Here is an 18,568-nt window from a genome sequence, read left to right as displayed (position 1 = left end):
CACGTTTTCGGGCACGGGCATAAAAAAGAGAGGCCGGGATGTACATCTATCGCTTGGTCCTGCTCCTGGTAGTGGGGATTTATCTGTTTTCCCCAGCCATCATGGATTGGTGGATCGACGCCACTGGCGCCTGGTATCGCCCTTATCTGCTCTGGCTGATCCTGATCGTCGTGACCTTCATCCTGCAGAGCCAAAAAGATGCCGATGAGCTTTAGCCTGACCCAGATGATCCTGATCAGCGCCGCGTACCTGGCGGTGCTGTTCGGCGTGGCCTGGGTCAGCGAACGGGGCATGATCCCGCGGGCGATCATTCGCCACCCGCTGACGTACACCCTGTCGCTGGGGGTCTACGCCAGTGCCTGGGCATTTTATGGCACCGTGGGCCTGGCCTATCAGTATGGCTACGGCTTCCTGTCCAGCTACCTGGGGGTTTCCGGCGCGTTCCTGCTGGCACCGGTGTTGCTGTATCCGATCCTGAAGATCACCCGCACCTATCAGTTGTCGTCCCTGGCCGATCTGTTCGCGTTCCGCTTTCGCAGTACCTGGGCGGGCGCACTGACCACGATTTTCATGCTGGTCGGGGTACTGCCCCTGCTGGCGCTGCAGATCCAGGCGGTCGCCGACTCCATCGGCATCCTCACCCGCGAGCCGGTACAGCATCGCGTGGCGCTGAGCTTCTGCGCGCTGATCACGCTGTTCACGATTTTCTTCGGCTCCCGGCACATCGCCACCCGGGAAAAACATGAAGGCCTGGTGTTCGCGATTGCCTTCGAGTCGGTGATCAAGCTGATCGCCCTCGGCGGCGTCGGCCTCTATGCGTTGTATGGCGTATTCGACGGCCCGCAACAGCTAGAGTTGTGGCTGCTGCAAAACCAGACCGCCCTGGCCGCATTGCACACGCCGCTGCAGGAAGGCCCTTGGCGCACGCTGTTGCTGGTGTTCTTCGCCTCGGCGATCGTCATGCCGCACATGTACCACATGACCTTCACCGAAAACCTCAATCCGCGCTCGCTGGTCAGCGCGAGCTGGGGCTTGCCGCTGTTCCTGCTGCTGATGAGCCTGGCAGTGCCGCTGATTCTCTGGGCCGGCCTGAAGCTCGGCGCCACCACCAATCCGGAATACTTCACCCTGGGCATCGGCATCGCGGCCAATAGCAAGGCCCTGGCATTGCTGGCCTATGTCGGCGGCCTGTCCGCCGCCAGCGGCCTGATCATCGTCACCACCCTGGCCCTGTCCGGCATGGCCCTGAACCACCTGGTGCTGCCGCTGTACCAGCCGCCGGCCGAAGGCAACATCTACCGCTGGCTGAAGTGGACCCGTCGCGCCTTGATCGTCGCCATCATCATGGCCGGCTACGGTTTCTACCTGCTGCTGGGCGCCGAGCAAGACCTGGCCAACCTCGGCATCGTCGCCTTCGTGGCCACGCTGCAGTTCCTGCCGGGCGTGCTGTCGGTCCTGTATTGGCCGACCGCCAACCGTCGCGGCTTCATCGCCGGGCTGCTGGCGGGGATCCTGGTGTGGCTGGTGACCATGCTGCTACCGCTGGTCGGCAACCTGCAGGGCTTCTACATACCGTTGTTGAACATGATCTACGTGCTCGACGACACCAGTTGGCACATGGCCGCGATCGCCTCCCTGGCCGCCAACGTACTGATGTTCACCCTGATCTCGCTGTTCACCAATGCCAGCACCGAAGAGGCCAGCGCCGCCGAAGCCTGTGCCGTGGACAACGTGCGCCGCCCGCAACGCCGGGAACTGCACGCCGCCTCGCCACAGGAATTCGCCACCCAGCTGGCCAAACCGCTGGGGGCCAAGGCGGCGCAGAAGGAAGTCGAGCAGGCCCTGCGCGACCTCTACCTGCCCTTCGACGAGCGTCGACCGTACGCCTTGCGCCGCTTGCGTGACCGCATCGAAGCCAACCTGTCCGGCCTGATGGGGCCGAGCGTGGCCCAGGACATGGTCGAGACATTCCTGCCCTACAAGGCCGGCGGCGAAAACTATGTCACCGAGGACATCCACTTCATCGAAAGCCGCCTCGAGGACTACCATTCGCGCCTGACCGGCCTGGCCGCCGAGCTCGATGCCCTGCGTCGCTATCACCGCCAGACCCTGCAGGAGTTGCCGATGGGTGTCTGCTCGCTGGCCAAGGACCAGGAAATCCTCATGTGGAACAAAGCCATGGAGGAATTGACCGGGATCGCCGCGCAGCGTGTAGTTGGTTCGCGCCTGAGCACCATTGCCGACCCGTGGAAAGCGCTGCTGCAAGGCTTCATCAACGTTCCGGATGAGCACTTGCACAAGCAGCACCTGGCCCTCGACGGCCAGACCCGCTGGCTGAACCTGCACAAGGCGGCGATCGACGAACCGCTCGCACCGGGCAACAGTGGCCTGGTGCTGCTGGTGGAAGACCTAACCGAAACCCAGATGCTCGAAGACAAGCTGGTGCATTCCGAGCGCCTGGCCAGCATCGGTCGCCTGGCCGCGGGCGTGGCCCATGAAATCGGCAACCCGATCACCGGTATCGCCTGCCTGGCGCAGAACCTGCGCGAAGAGCGCGAGGAAGACGGCGAACTCAAGGAAATCAGCGGGCAGATCCTCGAACAGACCAAGCGCGTCTCGCGCATCGTGCAGTCGCTGATGAGCTTCGCCCATGCCGGCAGCCACCAGCACAGCGACGAGCCCGTCTGTCTGGCCGAAGTGGCCCAGGACGCCATCGGCCTGCTGGCCCTGAACCGGCGCAATTTCGAAGTGCAGTTCTACAACCTGTGCGACCCCGATCACTGGGTCGAAGGCGATCCGCAGCGGCTCGCCCAGGTATTGATCAACCTGCTCTCAAACGCCCGCGACGCCTCGCCTCCCGGCAGCGCGGTGCGAGTCAAGAGCGAAGCCGGCGAGCACACGGTCGACCTGATCGTGGAAGACGAAGGCAGCGGCATTCCATCGAGCATCATGGATCGATTGTTCGAACCCTTCTTCACCACCAAGGACCCGGGTGAAGGTACCGGTCTGGGCCTTGCACTGGTCTATTCCATCGTTGAAGAGCATTATGGACAAATCACCATCGACAGCCCGGCTGATGTTCAGAGCCAACGCGGTACCCGTATCCGGGTGACCTTACCGCGTCATGTCGAAGCGACGTCCGCTGTGAACTGAGACCGTCGAGAGTATCGAATCAATGCCGCACATTTTGATCGTCGAAGACGAAACCATTATCCGCTCCGCCTTGCGCCGCCTGCTGGAACGCAACCAGTACCAGGTCAGCGAAGCCGGTTCAGTGCAGGAAGCACAAGAACGCTTCACCATTCCCACGTTCGACCTGATCGTCAGTGACCTGCGTCTGCCGGGCGCACCGGGTACCGAGTTGATCAAGCTTGGCCAGGGCACGCCGGTGCTGATCATGACCAGCTATGCCAGCCTGCGCTCGGCGGTGGACTCGATGAAGATGGGCGCGGTGGATTACATCGCCAAGCCTTTCGACCACGACGAAATGCTCCAGGCCGTCGCGCGCATCCTGCGTGACCGGCAATCGGTGCAAGCCAGCAGTGAACCGGTGGCCGGCAAGGTCGCCAATGGCGCGGCCAAGACCGGTAGCGACAACAGTAACGGTGAAATCGGCATCATCGGCTCGTGCCCACCGATGCAGGACCTGTATGGCAAGATCCGCAAGGTCGCGCCGACGGACTCCAATGTCCTGATCCAGGGCGAGTCCGGTACCGGTAAGGAACTGGTGGCGCGCGCCCTGCACAACCTCTCCAAGCGAGCCAAGGCGCCGATGATTTCGGTGAACTGCGCGGCCATTCCGGAAAGCCTGATCGAGTCCGAACTGTTCGGCCACGAAAAAGGCGCATTCACCGGTGCCAGTGCCGGACGGGCCGGCCTTGTGGAAGCGGCGGACGGCGGCACCCTGTTCCTCGATGAAATCGGCGAGCTGCCACTGGAAGCCCAGGCGCGCCTGCTGCGCGTGTTGCAGGAAGGTGAAATTCGTCGAGTCGGCTCGGTCCAGTCGCAGAAAGTCGATGTGCGCCTGATCGCGGCGACCCACCGCGATCTCAAGAGCCTGGCGAAGATCGGCCAGTTCCGTGAAGACCTGTATTACCGTCTCCACGTAATTGCCCTGAAGCTGCCGGCCCTGCGTGAGCGTGGCGCGGACGTCAATGAAATCGCCAACGCCTTCCTGGCGCGCCAAAGCGCACGGATCAACCGCACAGACCTGAAGTTCGCCCCGGATGCCGAGCAAGCCATTCGTCATTACTCGTGGCCTGGCAACGTTCGCGAGCTGGAAAACGCGGTCGAGCGCGCTGTCATCCTGTGCGAGAGCCCGGAAATTTCCGCCGAGCTGCTGGGCATCGACATCGAACTGGGTGACCTGGAAGACGACGAGTTCATCGGCCTGCCCCCGCAACAGGGCAACGGTAACGCCAGCAACAACAATCATGAGCCGACCGAAGACCTGTCCCTGGAAGACTACTTCCAGCACTTCGTGCTTGAGCATCAGGACCACATGACCGAAACCGAGCTGGCACGCAAACTCGGGGTCAGTCGCAAGTGCCTGTGGGAACGCCGTCAGCGCCTGGGCATCCCACGGCGCAAGACCGGGGTACCAAGCGAGAGCTGAACCACACCTGTCTCATGTGCGGGTAACACATGATTTTGTGAAAAAACTGTTACCTCAGGTTTTTCACGTAACAGAAGCCGGGGCTTACGGTAACGAAGCCCCGGTTTTTTTTGGCCCTCATTTACCCCGTCGACACGCCTAACCCCTTGTTTTACTGGGGTTCGCAAAAGTTGGCACGCACCCTGCTATATGTTTGGTACAAGAACAATAACAAGCAACGTACAAGACAATAAAAATAAGACGAATCGACTCACGCACAATAAAAACAAGACGGCGAGAGGCGCAGCTAACTGATTCTTTTGGAGAGGCGTTGTATTTGGGGCTTGCCCCACGACCAGGCCGAGAACAACAAAAAACTGTCTTAAGACAGAGCCTGAACTGGTTGGATCGCAAGATCACTGCAGCACAGCGACCAAAGCAATCCGTTTGCTCTTGGCTCCCGATTGGGAGGGTCATGAAGGAAAAGCTTCATGGCAAGGGCACTCAACAAAAACAAGAAGCCCGAAACCAATAACAAAAATAGAGCATGCAACTACTTCTTGGGGAGCTTCGGCTCCCCTTGTAGTTTCTGCGATTTGCCCCGCCCCACCTCGCTCCTACGCATCATATCCGCTGCGTCCTACACCATCCCCCGACTAAATGCTAGAATCCCCGCCCATCATGCGGTCATTCTTCGTTTTGGCCGAACATTCCTTCAAACAGTGCATCCCATGCTGAAGAAGCTGTTCCAGTCATTCCGTACTCCCCTGCGTCGTACGCAACACATCCGCAGCACGCCTGAAGTGCTCAACAGCGGTCAACATTCGCTGCAAAAGGGCCAGTTCAGCCGTTACGCGGTGAACATCGTCGAACGCCTGCAGGGCGCCGGTTACCAGGCTTATCTGGTTGGCGGTTGCGTGCGCGACATGCTGCTCGGTATCACGCCGAAAGATTTTGACGTCGCCACCAGCGCCACGCCCGAACAGGTACGGGCCGAATTCCGTAATGCACGGATCATCGGCCGCCGGTTCAAGCTGGTGCACATCCACTTTGGCCGCGAAATCATCGAAGTCGCGACCTTCCGCGCCAATCACCCGCAAAACGACGAAGAGGAAGATCACAATAAATCCTTGAGTAACGAAAGCGGGCGCATCCTGCGCGATAACGTCTACGGGACCCTGGAAGAAGACGCGCAACGCCGCGACTTCACCATCAACGCCCTGTATTACGACCCGGTCAGCGAACGCATTCTCGACTACGCCAACGGCGTACACGACATTCGCAACCAACTGATCCGCTTGATTGGCGACCCCAAGCAGCGCTACCAGGAAGACCCGGTGCGGATGCTGCGCGCCGTGCGTTTTGCCGCCAAGCTGAATTTTGGCATCGAAAAACACAGCGCCACGCCGATCCGCGAACTGGCCCCCATGCTGCGCGAGATCCCGTCGGCCCGCCTGTTTGAAGAAGTGCTCAAGCTGTTCCTGTCCGGCCACGCTGCGGACACCTTTGAAATGCTGGTCGACCTGCAATTGTTCGATCCGCTGTTCCCGGCCAGCGCCGAGGCACTGGAATACAATCCGACCTACACCCATACCCTGATCAGCGAAGCCCTGATCAATACTGACCTGCGCATCAAGCAGAACAAGCCGGTGACCCCGGCGTTCCTGTTTGCCGCCCTGCTCTGGCCTGCCCTGCCGGCGCGCGTATTACGCCTGCAGGACCGCGGCATGCCGCCGATTCCGGCGATGCAGGAAGCGGCTCACGAACTGATTGCCGAGCAGTGCCAGCGCATCGCGATCCCGAAACGCTTCACCATGCCGATCCGCGAGATCTGGGACATGCAGGAGCGCCTGCCACGGCGCAGTGGCAAACGTGCCGACCTGCTGCTGGACAATCCGCGCTTCCGCGCCGGTTACGACTTCCTGTTGCTACGCGAAAGCGCCGGCGAGCAGACCGACGGCCTGGGCGAATGGTGGACCGACTATCAGGATGCCAATGACAGCGAGCGTCGCGACATGATTCGCGACCTCAGTGGCAAGGACGACGGCACCGGCGGCCCACGCAAACGTCGCCGCAGCGGCGGCTCCAAGCGCAAGCGCTCAGCAGACGCTTCGAGCACCACGGGCGAGTAATCCATGGAACGCATCTACATCGGCATGGGCAGCAACCTCGCTGACCCCGCCGAACAGCTGCGCAGCGCCATCGAAGCGCTTGCACAGTTGCCGCAATCGGAGCTGGCCGGGGTTTCAGCCTTCTATCAAAGCGACTCTCTGCTCCCTGGCCAACCGCGTTACACCAACGCGGTCGCCGCGCTAGACAGCACGCTGGCACCGCTAGAGCTACTGGACGCCTTGCAGTCAATCGAAAACGGCCAGGGCCGCGAGCGCCTTGAGCGTTGGGGGCCACGCACGCTGGATCTGGACATCCTGCTGTTCGGTGACCGCCTGATCGACGAGCCTCGCCTCAAAGTCCCGCACTACCATATGCAGGAGCGGGCCTTTGTACTGTATCCATTGGCAGAATTGACGCCTGCGGATCTGCGCCTGGCCGATGGCCGCAGCCTGGCAGAGTTGCTCGCTGCCTGCCCGTTCGTCGGTCTGGAACGCCTGACTACAAATTGACACAAACCCTGTAGGAGCGAGCCTTTGTGGTGAGGGGATTTATCCCCGTTCGGCTGCGAAGCAGTCGCAAAACCGGTGCAAGCGATGTATCGATACTCCGTTGTTGCAGGTTTTGGGGCCGCTGCGCGACCCAGCGGGGATAAATCCCCTCGCCACAAAGGCTCGCTCCCACAGGGGTTCGTGCAGGACAGAAACTGCGCGATAAACCCGCCCAGCCTGCTGAAACGCATCAGTCCCCTTAGGTAACACCCCACACGTAACAATGCGGTAACACACGCAATTGACTTCCCACGTTCTCCTCACGACTATAGGCGTCCCGCTGCCGCCATCACGGCATCAAGGGCGCAATCCAGGCCTTAAAAGCACGACAAAAGACCGTGCGCCTGTATTTAACGAAGAATCACGCGCGTTACTCGCAGTAGTTTCCACAGCGCCTGAATGAGGAACTTTTCATGCCAGCCATCACCCTGACCACTCTGCAAGGTCTCAAGCACAAAGGTGAAAAAATCACCATGCTGACCTGCTATGACGCGACCTTCGCCCACGCCTGCAACCAGGCCGGTGTAGAAGTGTTGCTGGTGGGCGACTCCCTCGGCATGGTTCTGCAAGGTCATGACAGCACCCTGCCGGTGACCACCGCCGAAATGGCGTACCACGTGGCAGCCGTCAAACGCGGTAACACCGACGCCTTGATCCTTGCCGACTTGCCCTTCATGGCCTACGCCACCACGGAACAGGCCATGACCAACAGCGCCCTGCTGATGCAGGCCGGCGCTCACATGATCAAGGTCGAAGGCGCGTTGTGGTTGGCGGACTCCATCCGCCTGCTGGCGGAACGAGGCATTCCGGTCTGCGCCCACATGGGCCTGACCCCGCAATCGGTGAACATCCTCGGCGGCTACAAGGTCCAGGGTCGCAACGAAAACCAGGCGCGGCAGATGCGTGCCGATGCCATTGCCCTGGAACAGGCCGGCGCGGCGATGCTGCTGCTCGAATGCGTGCCCAGCGAACTGGCCGAAGAAATCACCCAGGCCGTGAACATTCCGGTCATCGGGATTGGCGCCGGCCACCAAACCGACGGCCAGGTACTGGTGCTGCATGACATGCTGGGCCTGTCCATCACCGGTCGCGTACCCAAATTCGTGAAAAACTTCATGGCCGGCCAAACCAGCATTCACGCTGCGTTAAGCGCTTATGTCACTGAAGTCAAAGCGGCGACTTTCCCTGGCATCGAACATGGATTCTCTGCATGAACACCGTCAAAACCGTCCGCGAACTGCGGGCCGCCGTGGCCCGTGCCCGCGGTGAAGGCAAGCGCATCGGCTTCGTGCCGACCATGGGCAACCTGCACAGCGGCCATGTCGCGCTGATCACCAAGGCCACCCAACGGGTGGATTTCGTGGTCGCGAGCATTTTCGTCAACCCGCTGCAGTTCGGTGCCGGCGAAGACCTCGACAAATACCCGCGCACCCTCGCCGCCGACCAGGAAAAACTCCTCGAAGCCGGCTGCGACCTGCTGTTCGCGCCAACCGTTGAAGAGATGTACCCCGACGGCATGGCCGGACAGACCCGCGTCAGCGTCCCGCAACTGTCCGAAGGCCTGTGCGGCGCCAGCCGTCCGGGGCATTTCGAAGGTGTGGCAACGGTGGTCAGCAAGCTGTTCAACATGGTCCAGCCGGACCTGGCGATCTTCGGCCAGAAAGACTTCCAGCAACTGGCGGTCATTCGCGCGCTGGTGCATGACCTGAACATGCCGATCCAGATCATTGGCGAGCCGACCGTGCGGGCAGCCGATGGCCTGGCACTGTCGTCGCGCAATGGCTTCCTCAGCGAAGAGCAGCGCGCCGTGGCACCGGTGGTGTACCGCACGCTGAGCGAGATCGCCGAGGCGATCAGGCAAGGTGAACGCGACTACCCGGCCCTGATCCGCACCAAGCTGCAACAGCTCGAAGCGGCGGGCCTGCGCCCCGACTACCTGGAAATTCGTCATGGCCTGAGCCTGCGCCCGGCAACCCCGGAAGATCGGGACCTGGTGATCCTGGTAGCGGCGTTCCTGGGGACGACGCGCCTGATCGACAACCTGCACCTGAACCTCGACACCCCCGCCTGAATTCCCGTCACATTTCCCCCACGACCGCGCCGGTATAAAAAAGTACCGGTCGCAGGTCCGACAAAGCCAAGACAGATCGTCTCTCCGGGTTTACTGTTAGCGCCCTGCGCTATTTAATCGTGTGCACGCAGGCTAACCGGGTACCACCCAGACAGTGGTCAGGACATTCCGGTATTTTCAGTGTCTTAAAGGCAGTTCAAGTAAAAGGAAACCCGCAGCGATGGCGTATTACCGCACCCCCCACGACGTGACCGCCCTGCCCGCCTGGCAAGCGTTGAAAGACCACCGCCAGGCCATGCAGGATTTCAACATGCGCGAGGCCTTCAACGCCGACCCGCAGCGTTTTACCCAATTTACCCTCAGCAGCTGCGGCCTGTTTCTCGACTATTCGAAAAACCTGATCAACGCCCAGACCCGCGACCTGCTGGTGTGCCTGGCCAACGAAGTCGACCTCAAGGGCGCGATCAAGTCGCTGTTCGATGGCGAAATCGTCAATGCCTCCGAAGGCCGCCCCGCCCTGCACACCGCCCTGCGCCGTCCAGTTGGCGACAAGCTGTCGGTCAATGGCGTCAACGTGATGCCTGAAGTGCACAAGGTGCTGAACCAGATCACTGACCTGGTGGGTCGTATCCACGATGGTCTGTGGCGCGGCTACTCCGAGAAGCCGATCACTGACGTGGTCAACATCGGCATCGGCGGTTCGTTCCTCGGCCCGGAGCTGGTGTCCGAAGCCCTGCTGGCCTATGCCCAGAAAGGCGTGCGCTGCCACTACCTGGCGAACATCGATGGCAGCGAGTTCCATGAACTGGCACTGAAACTGCGCGCCGAGACCACCCTGTTCATCGTCTCGTCGAAATCCTTCAACACCCTCGAAACCCTGAAGAATGCCCAGGCCGCACGCGCCTGGTACCTCGCCCAGGGTGGTTCGGAAGCCGAGCTGCATCGCCACTTCATCGCGGTGTCGAGCAACAATGCGGCCGCCGTGGCGTTCGGCATCCGCGAAGAGAACATCTTCCCGATGTGGGACTGGGTCGGCGGGCGTTACTCGCTGTGGTCGGCCATCGGCCTGCCGATCGCCCTGGCCATCGGCATGTCCAACTTCAAGGAACTGCTGTCCGGTGCCTACACCATGGACCAGCACTTCCTCAACACCCCGTTCGAACAGAACATGCCGGTGCTGCTGGCCCTGCTGGGTGTCTGGTACGGCAATTTCTGGGGCGCGCAAAGCCACGCGATCCTGCCGTACGACCACTACCTGCGTAACATCACCAAGCACCTGCAACAGCTGGACATGGAATCCAATGGCAAGAGCGTGCGCCAGGACGGTACGCCCGTCAGCACCGATACCGGCCCGGTGATCTGGGGTGGCGTGGGCTGCAATGGCCAGCACGCTTACCACCAGTTGCTGCACCAGGGCACCCAGCTGATCCCGGCCGACTTCATCGTGCCGATCGTCAGCTTCAACCCGGTGGCCGACCACCACCAGTGGCTGTATGCCAACTGCCTGTCGCAAAGCCAGGCGCTGATGCTCGGCAAGACGTTGGCCGAAGCTGAAGCCGAACTGCGCGACAAGGGCATGAGCGAAGAAGAGGTGCATAAACTCGCACCGCACAAGGTGATCCCGGGCAACCGTCCGAGCAACACCCTGGTGGTCGAGCGCATCAGCCCGCGGCGCCTGGGTGCACTGGTGGCGATGTACGAACACAAAGTCTTCGTGCAAAGCGTGGTCTGGGGCATCAACGCCTTCGACCAATGGGGTGTGGAGCTGGGCAAGGAGCTGGGCAAAGGCGTGTACAACCGTCTGGTCGGCAGCGAAGAAACCCCGGCTGACGATGCGTCCACCCAGGGCTTGATCAACTACTTCCGCGGGCGTCACCGCGGTTGATTTGACGCTTATCCTGCGGGTGGTACTACCCTTGTAGGAGCCCGGCTTGCCGGCGAAAGCGGTGTGTCAGTCGACATAAGTATTGACTGATACACCGTCTTCGCTGGCAAGCCAGCTCCTACGAGGGTCGCGCAGCTCCCCTCTTGTCCTCAAAACAAGAAGAAGGAACCGTCATGTTCGATATCAGCACGTTCCCCAAAGCCGATGCCGTGCGCCGGGCTGCACAACTGAGTCAAGACGACTATCACCGCCTCTACCGCGAATCCATCGAGCACCCCAGCACCTTCTGGGCCGAACAGGCCAACCGCTTCCTCGACTGGAGCACACCCTGGCAGACCGTCCAGCGCTACGACCTGAAAACCGGTGAAGCCCACTGGTTTGCGGGTGCCAGGCTGAACGTCAGCTACAACTGCATTGACCGTCACCTGGCAACACGCGGCGATCAAACCGCGATCATCTGGGAAGGCGACGACCCTGCCGAATCCACGCAAATCACCTACAAAAAACTGCACCATTACGTCTGCCGCCTGGCCAACGTGCTCAAAAGCCGAGGCGTGAAGAAAGGCGACCGGGTGTGCATCTACATGCCGATGATCCCTGAAGCGGCCTACGCCATGCTCGCCTGCACGCGCATCGGTGCAGTGCATTCGGTGGTGTTCGGTGGCTTCTCGCCGGATTCATTGCGCGACCGGATCCTCGACGCCGACTGCCGCACAGTGATCACCGCCGATGAAGGCGTGCGCGGTGGCAAGTTCGTGCCGCTCAAGCACAATGTCGACAAGGCGCTGCAAAGCTGCCCGGATGTCAGCACCGTGGTCGTGGTCGAACGGACCCAGAACCCGGTGGACTGGGTCGAGGGCCGCGACCTGTGGTATCACCAGGCGCTGCGCGATGTCGGCGACGACTGCCCGCCCGAGCCGATGGACGCCGAAGACCCGCTGTTCATCCTCTACACCTCCGGCAGCACCGGCAAACCCAAAGGCGTGCTGCACACGACCGGCGGCTACCTGCTGCAAGCGGCCATGACCTTCAAATATGTGCTGGACTACCGCGAAGGCGAAGTGTTCTGGTGCACCGCCGATGTCGGCTGGGTCACTGGCCACAGCTACATCGTCTATGGCCCCCTGGCCAATGGCGCAACCACCCTGATCTTCGAAGGTGTGCCGAGCTACCCGAACACCTCGCGGTTCTGGCAAGTGATCGACAAGCACAAAGTGAACATCTTCTACACCGCCCCTACCGCGCTGCGCGCCCTGATGCGCGAGGGTGCAGAACCGTTGCAGGAAACGTCCCGCGCCAGCCTCAGATTGCTCGGCACCGTCGGTGAGCCGATCAATCCAGAAGCCTGGGAGTGGTACTTCAATGTCGTCGGCGAACAGCGCTGCCCGATCGTCGATACCTGGTGGCAGACCGAAACCGGCGGCATCATGCTCAGCCCGCTGGTCAGTGCCCAACACATCAAGCCCGGCTGCGCGACAAAACCAATGTTCGGTGTGCAACCGGTGCTGCTGGACGAGCATGGCAAGGAAATCAAAGGCGCCGGCAGCGGTGTGCTCGCCCTGAAATCAAGCTGGCCGGCGCAGATCCGCAGCGTCTACCGCGACCCGCAAAGGATGGTCGACACCTACTTCAAACCCTACCCCGGCTACTATTTCACCGGCGATGGCGCCCGTCGCGACGAAGATGGCGACTACTGGATCACCGGGCGCATCGACGATGTCATCAATGTCTCCGGGCACCGCATCGGCACCGCCGAAGTGGAGAGCGCCCTGGTACTGCACGACAGCATCGCCGAAGCCGCCGTGGTCGGTTACCCCCATGACGTCAAGGGCCAGGGCATCTACGCCTTCGTCACCCCCATGAACGGCGTCGAGGCTAATGAAGAACTGAAGAAAACCTTGCTGGCCCACGTCAGCAAGGAGATCGGCAGCTTCGCCAAGCCCGACCTGATCCAGTGGGCGCCGGCCTTGCCGAAAACCCGTTCGGGAAAGATCATGCGGCGCATTCTGCGCAAGATCGCCTGTAACGAGCTGGACAGCCTGGGCGATACCTCGACCCTGGCCGACCCGAGCGTGGTCCAGGGCCTGATCGACAAGCGCCTGAACCAATAATCCCCGGGGCGCGGCCGTGGCCGCGCCCCTTTCTCTGCCACGAGCCTCCATGGAATTCATCCGTACCCGTATTGAAACCCAGATCATGAGCCTGACCGGCCTGTCCCTGGGCAAGCTCGACCTGGAAAACCCCAAGGGCGATCCCGGGCTGTTCGGACCGGATTCGGTGAGCTGGCAAGTCCACGGCGATTTCAGCAGCATGCTGATCGGCGGTATCAGCGCCCTGATGTTGCAAGCATTGCACCCGCTGGCCTTGGCCGGTGTCTGGGACCATTCGAATTTTCGCGAGGACATGCTCGGCCGCCTGCGGCGCACCGGGCAATTCATCTCCGGTACCACCTTCGGCTCACGACAGGACGCCGACTGGCTGATCGAGAAAGTTCGCACCATCCATTTGCAAATCACTGGCACCGCACCCGATGGCCGGCCCTATGCCGCCAGCGATCCCGACCTGCTGACCTGGGTGCACGTGGCCGAGGTCAGCAACTTCCTTGCCGCGCATTTGCGTTATCGAAACCCGCACCTGTCCCTGGCCGATCAGGATCGTTATTACGCAGAGATCGCCTTGGTGGCCGAACGCCTGGGCGCCCGTGACGTGCCGCGCTCCCGGCAGGAAATCACCGCTTATCTCAAGCGCGTGCGCCCGCAATTGTTGTGCGACGAGCGCAGTCGTGAAGTGCTGCGGCTATTGTTGAACGCCCCCTCCCCCAGTCGTTTGGCCAGGCCTTTCGGTGGCTTGATGATGCAGGCCGGGATCGACCTGCTGCCGGACTGGGCCAGCGACATGCTCGGCGTGAGCCAGGGGCCGCTGCAACGCAAACTGATCCGCGCCAGCGTCAATCGCAGCGCGCCGATGCTGCGCTGGGCAGTGCGCAATGGTTCGGTTCATCGCGCGAAACGGCGTATGGGATTGCTGTAGGAGCGTGCGATGCGGCGACCCGACTTGCCCGCGAAGAACGATAACACGGTATTTCAGCAAGACCGCGTGGCCTTCTTCGCGGGCAAGTCGGGTCGCCGCACCGCTCGCTCCTACAGATTCTTCATCGCTCAAGCTGTTAAACTCCCGCGCCCAATTCCTCCTGCAAGGCGCCCAGCATGTCATCCTTGAACCAGGCGCTGCGCGCCGCCCTTGAACATCGCCAGGATCTGCTGGCCGAGCTGCACAGCCAGGGCACCGACTGCTATCGCCTGTTCCATGGCAGCCAGGAAGGCGCCGGGGGGCTGACGATCGACCGCTACGGCCCGCAACTGATGGTGCAAAGCTTCCACCAGTCGCTGGAGCGCGAGGCGTTGCTGCACTTGCACGACATCGTCAATCAACACCTGGGGTTTGAAACCCTGCTGGTCTACAACGACCGTTCCCGTGGCAACTCGCGCATCGACCGTGAAGACACCGTGTACCGCGCCGACGAAGCTGCGCTGCAAGACCTGGTTGGCCACGAGTGGGGCCTCAATTACCGGGTACGCGGGCGCCATGCCGGGCAAGACCCGCTGCTGTTCCTCGACCTGCGCAACACCCGCGGCTGGGTCAAGGAGCACAGCAGGAACAAGCGCGTGCTGAACCTGTTCGCCTACACCTGCGGGGTCGGCCTCAGCGCCGCAGCCGGTGGTGCCAGCGAGGTGTGCAACCTGGACTTTGCCGAAGGCAACCTGGCGGTCGGTCGCGAGAATGGCTTGCTCAATCCGCAATTGCCAACCATGGAATTCATCCAGTCCGACTACTTCCCGGCCATTCGCCAGATGGCCGGCCTGCCCATCAGCCAGCGTCGCGGGCAGAAACTGCCGAGCTATCAACGCCTGGAACAGCGCCAGTACGACCTGGTGCTGCTCGATCCCCCTGCCTGGGCCAAGAGTGCTTTCGGCACCGTCGACCTGCTGCGCGACTACCAGAGCCTGCTCAAGCCGGCATTGCTGACCACCGCCGACAACGGCGTGCTGATCTGCTGCAACAACCTTGCAAAAGTCAGCATGGACGACTGGCGCGAGCAGGTCTTGCGTTGCGCCGAGAAGGCCGGCCGGCCGGTACGGGAGTGGACCGTCATGAAACCAGGCGGCGACTTCCCCTCGATGGACCAGCAGCCCCCGCTGAAAACCCTGATCCTGCAGTTCTGAAAGTCGCCGTTGTTTTCAGATAAATCCTGCTCGATGTGAGGACTTCGGAACCGAAATCGCGTGCCATACTCCAAGGCACTCCGATCCAGACAGATGAAGCCTCACATGTACAAAGGATTGATTCGCGCCATCGGCGCCTTGTTGACTGCTCTGGCCCTCTACAGCCTGCTGGGCTTTCTGATTTTGCCCGGCATCGCGTTGCGCGTTGCCAACCAGCAACTGGCCAACTACGCGACGACGCCCGCCACGCTGCAGCGCATCGAACTCAATCCCTTCAGCCTTGAAGTGACCCTGTGGGGCCTGAACATCGGCGAGCCCGGCAAGGAGCAGGTCGGCTTCGAACGCCTGTACGCCAATCTGCAACTCGACAGCCTATGGACCAAGGCGCTGCATCTGTCGGATATCGAGTTGGAAAAATCCAAGACCGAGGTGCTCTTCGCAAAGGACGGCAAGCTCAACCTGATCGGTTTGTTCAAATTGCCGGCCAGCGAACCGACGCCAGTCGATCCTGACGCCAAGCCATTCCCGCTGCGCATCGACCGCATCAAACTGGTGGATGGATCGCTGCACTTCCAGGATTCACGCCCTAGCGAACCCATCGAATTTCTCTACGACAAGCTTGATTTCGAACTCAAGAACCTCAGCACCCTGCCCGAGGACAGTGCCGACATGACGCTGGTGGCGATCGGCCCCCACGGCGGCAAGATCGACTGGACCGGCAACTTCAGCCTGATCCCGCTCGCCTCCGAAGGTAAGCTGAAAATCACCGACGGCAAGATGAAAGCCTTTTGGCCCTATGTGCGCGATGCCGTGCCCCTGGACCTCGAAAGCGGTGTCATCAGCCTCAGTACCGACTACAAGCTCAGCCTTTCCAAGCAAACCGAACTGCTGCTGAGCAACGTCGCGGTCAGCATCGCCCCCTTCGCGATCAAGGCCCCGGACGGACGCTCGCTGGCGAAACTCGAGCGTTTGGACATCAGCGAAACCACGGTGGACCTGGCCAAGCAACAAGTGGTGGTCGGCAAGATCCGCAGCCACAAGCTGGAAACCTGGGCAGCCCTGGAAGCCGACGGGCAACTGGACTGGCAGAAACTGTTCGCCAGCCAACCATCCAAACCAGCGGCCAAGGCCAACGCCGAACCGCCGAGCACCCCGGCGGCCGCCGATTCGCCGAAACCCGAACCGGCGACGCCCGGCAAACCCTGGCAAGTGCTGCTCAACGATGTGCAATTGCGCGATTACAAAGTGCATCTGGCGGACCGCAAGGCGCAACCTGCAGTGGAGCTGGAACTGAGCCCGCTGAATCTCGACTTGCAGAAGTTCGACAGCCTCAATGGCTCGCCCTTCACTCTCAAGCTCGACACCGGCGTAGGCAAACAGGGCAAGATCATGGCCGATGGCGAGGTCAACCTTGCGCCGGTCAGCGCCAGGCTCAACGTACAGACCAAGGACATCGACCTGCGCGTCGCCCAGTCCTACATCAACCCGTTCATTCGCCTGGAACTGCGCAGCGGCATGCTCGGCAGCGACCTGGCCGTCAACCTCAAAAGCACCGAGCCGCTGGCGCTCAGCGTCACCGGCCGCGCCCAGGTCGATCAACTGCATACCCTCGACACCCTGAAAACCCGCGACTTTCTCAAGTGGCAACGGTTGGTGGTCGAAGGCTTGAACTACCAACACGGCGACAGCCTGTCGATCGACAAGATCAACCTGCTGCAACCCTATGCGCGCTTCATGATCAACGATGACCGGACCACCAACATCGATGACCTGCTGATCCCGCAACCGGCCGACGCCGGCGCCAAATCCGCTGCCGCCAAACCCGCTGCCGGCAAGGACAAGCCCCTGGGCATCCACATCGGTGGCATTGCCATCAACGACGGTTCCGCGAACTTCGCCGACTTCAGCCTGACCCCGAACTTCGCCACCGCCATCCAGCAGCTCAACGGTTCGATTGGCACCATCGACAGCCGCCAGGCGAAACCGGCCAGTGTCGACATCAAAGGCAAGGTCGACCGCTACGCACCAGTGACTATCAAGGGCGCGGTCAACCCGTTCGACCCGATGGCCAGCCTCGACATCGCCACCAGCTTCAAACGTGTGGAACTGACCACGTTGACTCCCTACTCCGGCAAGTTCGCCGGTTATCGCATCCGCAAGGGCCGGCTCAACCTCGATCTGCATTACGTGATCGTCAAGGGCCAGCTCAAGGCTGAAAACAAAGTGGTGGTCGAGCAGTTGCAACTGGGCGAAAAAGTCGACAGCCCGGATGCCGTGAGCCTGCCACTGAAACTGGCCATCGCCTTGCTCAAGGATGTCGATGGCAAGATTTCCATCGAACTGCCGGTGAGCGGGGACCTGAACAATCCGCAGTTCAGCGTGATGCCGATTGTCTGGCAGACCCTGCGCAACCTGATCGTCAAGGCCGCCGCCGCGCCGTTCAAGCTCATTGGTGGCCTGGTGGCCGGTGGTGGTTCGCAAGACCTGGGTACCGTGGCATTCGCCCCGGGCTCGAGCGAGTTGAACAAGGACGCCGAAGCGGCACTGGTCAAACTGTCCCAGGCCCTCAAGGAACGTCCGGCCCTGCGCCTGGAAATCGAAGGCACCGCCGCCAAGAGCAGTGACGGCCCGCTGATCGCCGAGCAACGCCTGGAGCGGGAATACCAGTACAACTACTACAAGATGCTCCAGCGCCGTGGCGACAAGGTACCGGCAAAGGCTGCCTTGCTGGAGGTGCCAGATAGCGAGAAAGGTCCGCTGCTGGAAGGGATCTACCGCACACGCCTGAAGGTCCAGCCACCCGCCGAATGGAAAGACCTGGGCAAGGAAGAACGCACCGCGAAAATGCGCGCGGACGTAATCCAGTTCTGGAGCTCCAGCGAAGTGCTGTTGCGTGAACTGGGCCAGGAACGCGCCAGCAGCATCAAGGATTACCTGGTCGACAAGGGTCAGCTCGCCGACGACCGCGTGTATTTCATCGATGCCCAGTTGGGCGAAGCGGAAAAAGACGGCAAGGTCGTTACGCCGCTGCATCTGGACGCCGAGTGAACCAAATAGAACAGGCCCCGACACGAATGCCAGGGCCTGTAATGGCCACGTCCTTGTGGCCGGTCGCATGAACTTCTAGGTTGCGGC

The 18,568-nt window shown here is 61.4% G+C and carries 12 protein-coding genes; all 12 read left to right on the top strand.

Annotation, left to right across the window (positions count from 1 at the left end; genetic code table 11):
- Positions 1-38: 38 nt before the first annotated feature.
- The 12 genes from HFK74_RS17890 to HFK74_RS17835 all read left to right on the top strand — a co-directional run bounded on the left by HFK74_RS17890 (position 39) and on the right by HFK74_RS17835 (position 18,481).
- Complete coding sequence (locus tag HFK74_RS17890) at positions 39-215, top strand: hypothetical protein (RefSeq protein ID WP_003176118.1); 177 nt, start codon at positions 39-41, stop codon at positions 213-215.
- A complete protein-coding gene (locus HFK74_RS17885; protein WP_008058384.1) occupies positions 199-3,153 on the top strand; it encodes a sensor histidine kinase in 2,955 nt (984 codons plus the stop codon). Before HFK74_RS17890 ends, HFK74_RS17885 begins: the two co-directional genes overlap by 17 nt.
- Positions 3,154-3,175: 22 nt before the next feature.
- Positions 3,176-4,615, top strand: a complete 1,440-nt coding sequence (locus HFK74_RS17880) for a sigma-54 dependent transcriptional regulator (protein WP_180204590.1) — start codon at positions 3,176-3,178, stop codon at positions 4,613-4,615.
- Positions 4,616-5,325: 710 nt separating this feature from the next.
- Positions 5,326-6,726 carry a polynucleotide adenylyltransferase PcnB gene (locus tag HFK74_RS17875; protein ID WP_180204589.1) on the top strand — a complete coding sequence of 467 codons (1,401 nt, stop codon included), beginning with the start codon at positions 5,326-5,328 and terminating at the stop codon, positions 6,724-6,726.
- Positions 6,727-6,729: 3 nt separating this feature from the next.
- On the top strand, positions 6,730-7,215 hold the full coding sequence (gene folK / locus HFK74_RS17870; RefSeq protein ID WP_180204588.1) for a 2-amino-4-hydroxy-6-hydroxymethyldihydropteridine diphosphokinase: 486 nt from the start codon (positions 6,730-6,732) through the stop codon (positions 7,213-7,215).
- Positions 7,216-7,667: 452 nt separating this feature from the next.
- Positions 7,668-8,468 (top strand): 3-methyl-2-oxobutanoate hydroxymethyltransferase, encoded by an 801-nt coding sequence (gene panB, locus HFK74_RS17865; protein ID WP_180204587.1) that lies wholly within the window; start codon positions 7,668-7,670, stop codon positions 8,466-8,468.
- Positions 8,465-9,325, top strand: a complete 861-nt coding sequence (panC, locus tag HFK74_RS17860) for a pantoate--beta-alanine ligase (protein WP_180204586.1) — start codon at positions 8,465-8,467, stop codon at positions 9,323-9,325. The genes panB and panC overlap by 4 nt, the downstream gene beginning before the upstream one ends.
- Before the next feature lie 220 nt (positions 9,326-9,545).
- The gene (gene pgi / locus HFK74_RS17855) at positions 9,546-11,210 is read left to right on the top strand and encodes a glucose-6-phosphate isomerase (protein ID WP_180204585.1); all 1,665 of its coding nucleotides are present in this window, start codon (positions 9,546-9,548) and stop codon (positions 11,208-11,210) included.
- 173 nt (positions 11,211-11,383) lie between these two features.
- Positions 11,384-13,321, top strand: a complete 1,938-nt coding sequence (acs, locus tag HFK74_RS17850) for an acetate--CoA ligase (RefSeq protein WP_180204584.1) — start codon at positions 11,384-11,386, stop codon at positions 13,319-13,321.
- A 49-nt stretch (positions 13,322-13,370) separates the two neighbouring features.
- A complete protein-coding gene (locus tag HFK74_RS17845; protein ID WP_180204583.1) occupies positions 13,371-14,240 on the top strand; it encodes an oxygenase MpaB family protein in 870 nt (289 codons plus the stop codon).
- A 176-nt stretch (positions 14,241-14,416) separates the two neighbouring features.
- Positions 14,417-15,433, top strand: a complete 1,017-nt coding sequence (locus HFK74_RS17840; protein ID WP_180204582.1) for a class I SAM-dependent rRNA methyltransferase — start codon at positions 14,417-14,419, stop codon at positions 15,431-15,433.
- 93 nt (positions 15,434-15,526) lie between these two features.
- Positions 15,527-18,481 (top strand): DUF748 domain-containing protein, encoded by a 2,955-nt coding sequence (locus HFK74_RS17835; protein ID WP_180204581.1) that lies wholly within the window; start codon positions 15,527-15,529, stop codon positions 18,479-18,481.
- Positions 18,482-18,568 lie beyond the last annotated feature (87 nt).

It is taken from the genome of Pseudomonas sp. SbOxS1 (assembly GCF_013416725.1).
Lineage (GTDB): Bacteria > Pseudomonadota > Gammaproteobacteria > Pseudomonadales > Pseudomonadaceae > Aquipseudomonas.
Note: the sequence above shows the minus strand (reverse complement) of the source record. Positions and strands in the feature narration are given on the sequence as shown.

Bases quoted from the DNA above. Each gene is read 5' to 3' on its own strand.
- HFK74_RS17890 (WP_003176118.1), top strand. From the start codon at position 39: ATGTACATCTATCGCTTGGTCCTGCTCCTGGTAGTGGGGATTTATCTG.
- HFK74_RS17885 (WP_008058384.1), top strand. From the start codon at position 199: ATGCCGATGAGCTTTAGCCTGACCCAGATGATCCTGATCAGCGCCGCG.
- HFK74_RS17880 (WP_180204590.1), top strand. From the start codon at position 3,176: ATGCCGCACATTTTGATCGTCGAAGACGAAACCATTATCCGCTCCGCC.
- HFK74_RS17875 (WP_180204589.1), top strand. From the start codon at position 5,326: ATGCTGAAGAAGCTGTTCCAGTCATTCCGTACTCCCCTGCGTCGTACG.
- folK (WP_180204588.1), top strand. From the start codon at position 6,730: ATGGAACGCATCTACATCGGCATGGGCAGCAACCTCGCTGACCCCGCC.
- panB (WP_180204587.1), top strand. From the start codon at position 7,668: ATGCCAGCCATCACCCTGACCACTCTGCAAGGTCTCAAGCACAAAGGT.
- panC (WP_180204586.1), top strand. From the start codon at position 8,465: ATGAACACCGTCAAAACCGTCCGCGAACTGCGGGCCGCCGTGGCCCGT.
- pgi (WP_180204585.1), top strand. From the start codon at position 9,546: ATGGCGTATTACCGCACCCCCCACGACGTGACCGCCCTGCCCGCCTGG.
- acs (WP_180204584.1), top strand. From the start codon at position 11,384: ATGTTCGATATCAGCACGTTCCCCAAAGCCGATGCCGTGCGCCGGGCT.
- HFK74_RS17845 (WP_180204583.1), top strand. From the start codon at position 13,371: ATGGAATTCATCCGTACCCGTATTGAAACCCAGATCATGAGCCTGACC.
- HFK74_RS17840 (WP_180204582.1), top strand. From the start codon at position 14,417: ATGTCATCCTTGAACCAGGCGCTGCGCGCCGCCCTTGAACATCGCCAG.
- HFK74_RS17835 (WP_180204581.1), top strand. From the start codon at position 15,527: ATGAAGCCTCACATGTACAAAGGATTGATTCGCGCCATCGGCGCCTTG.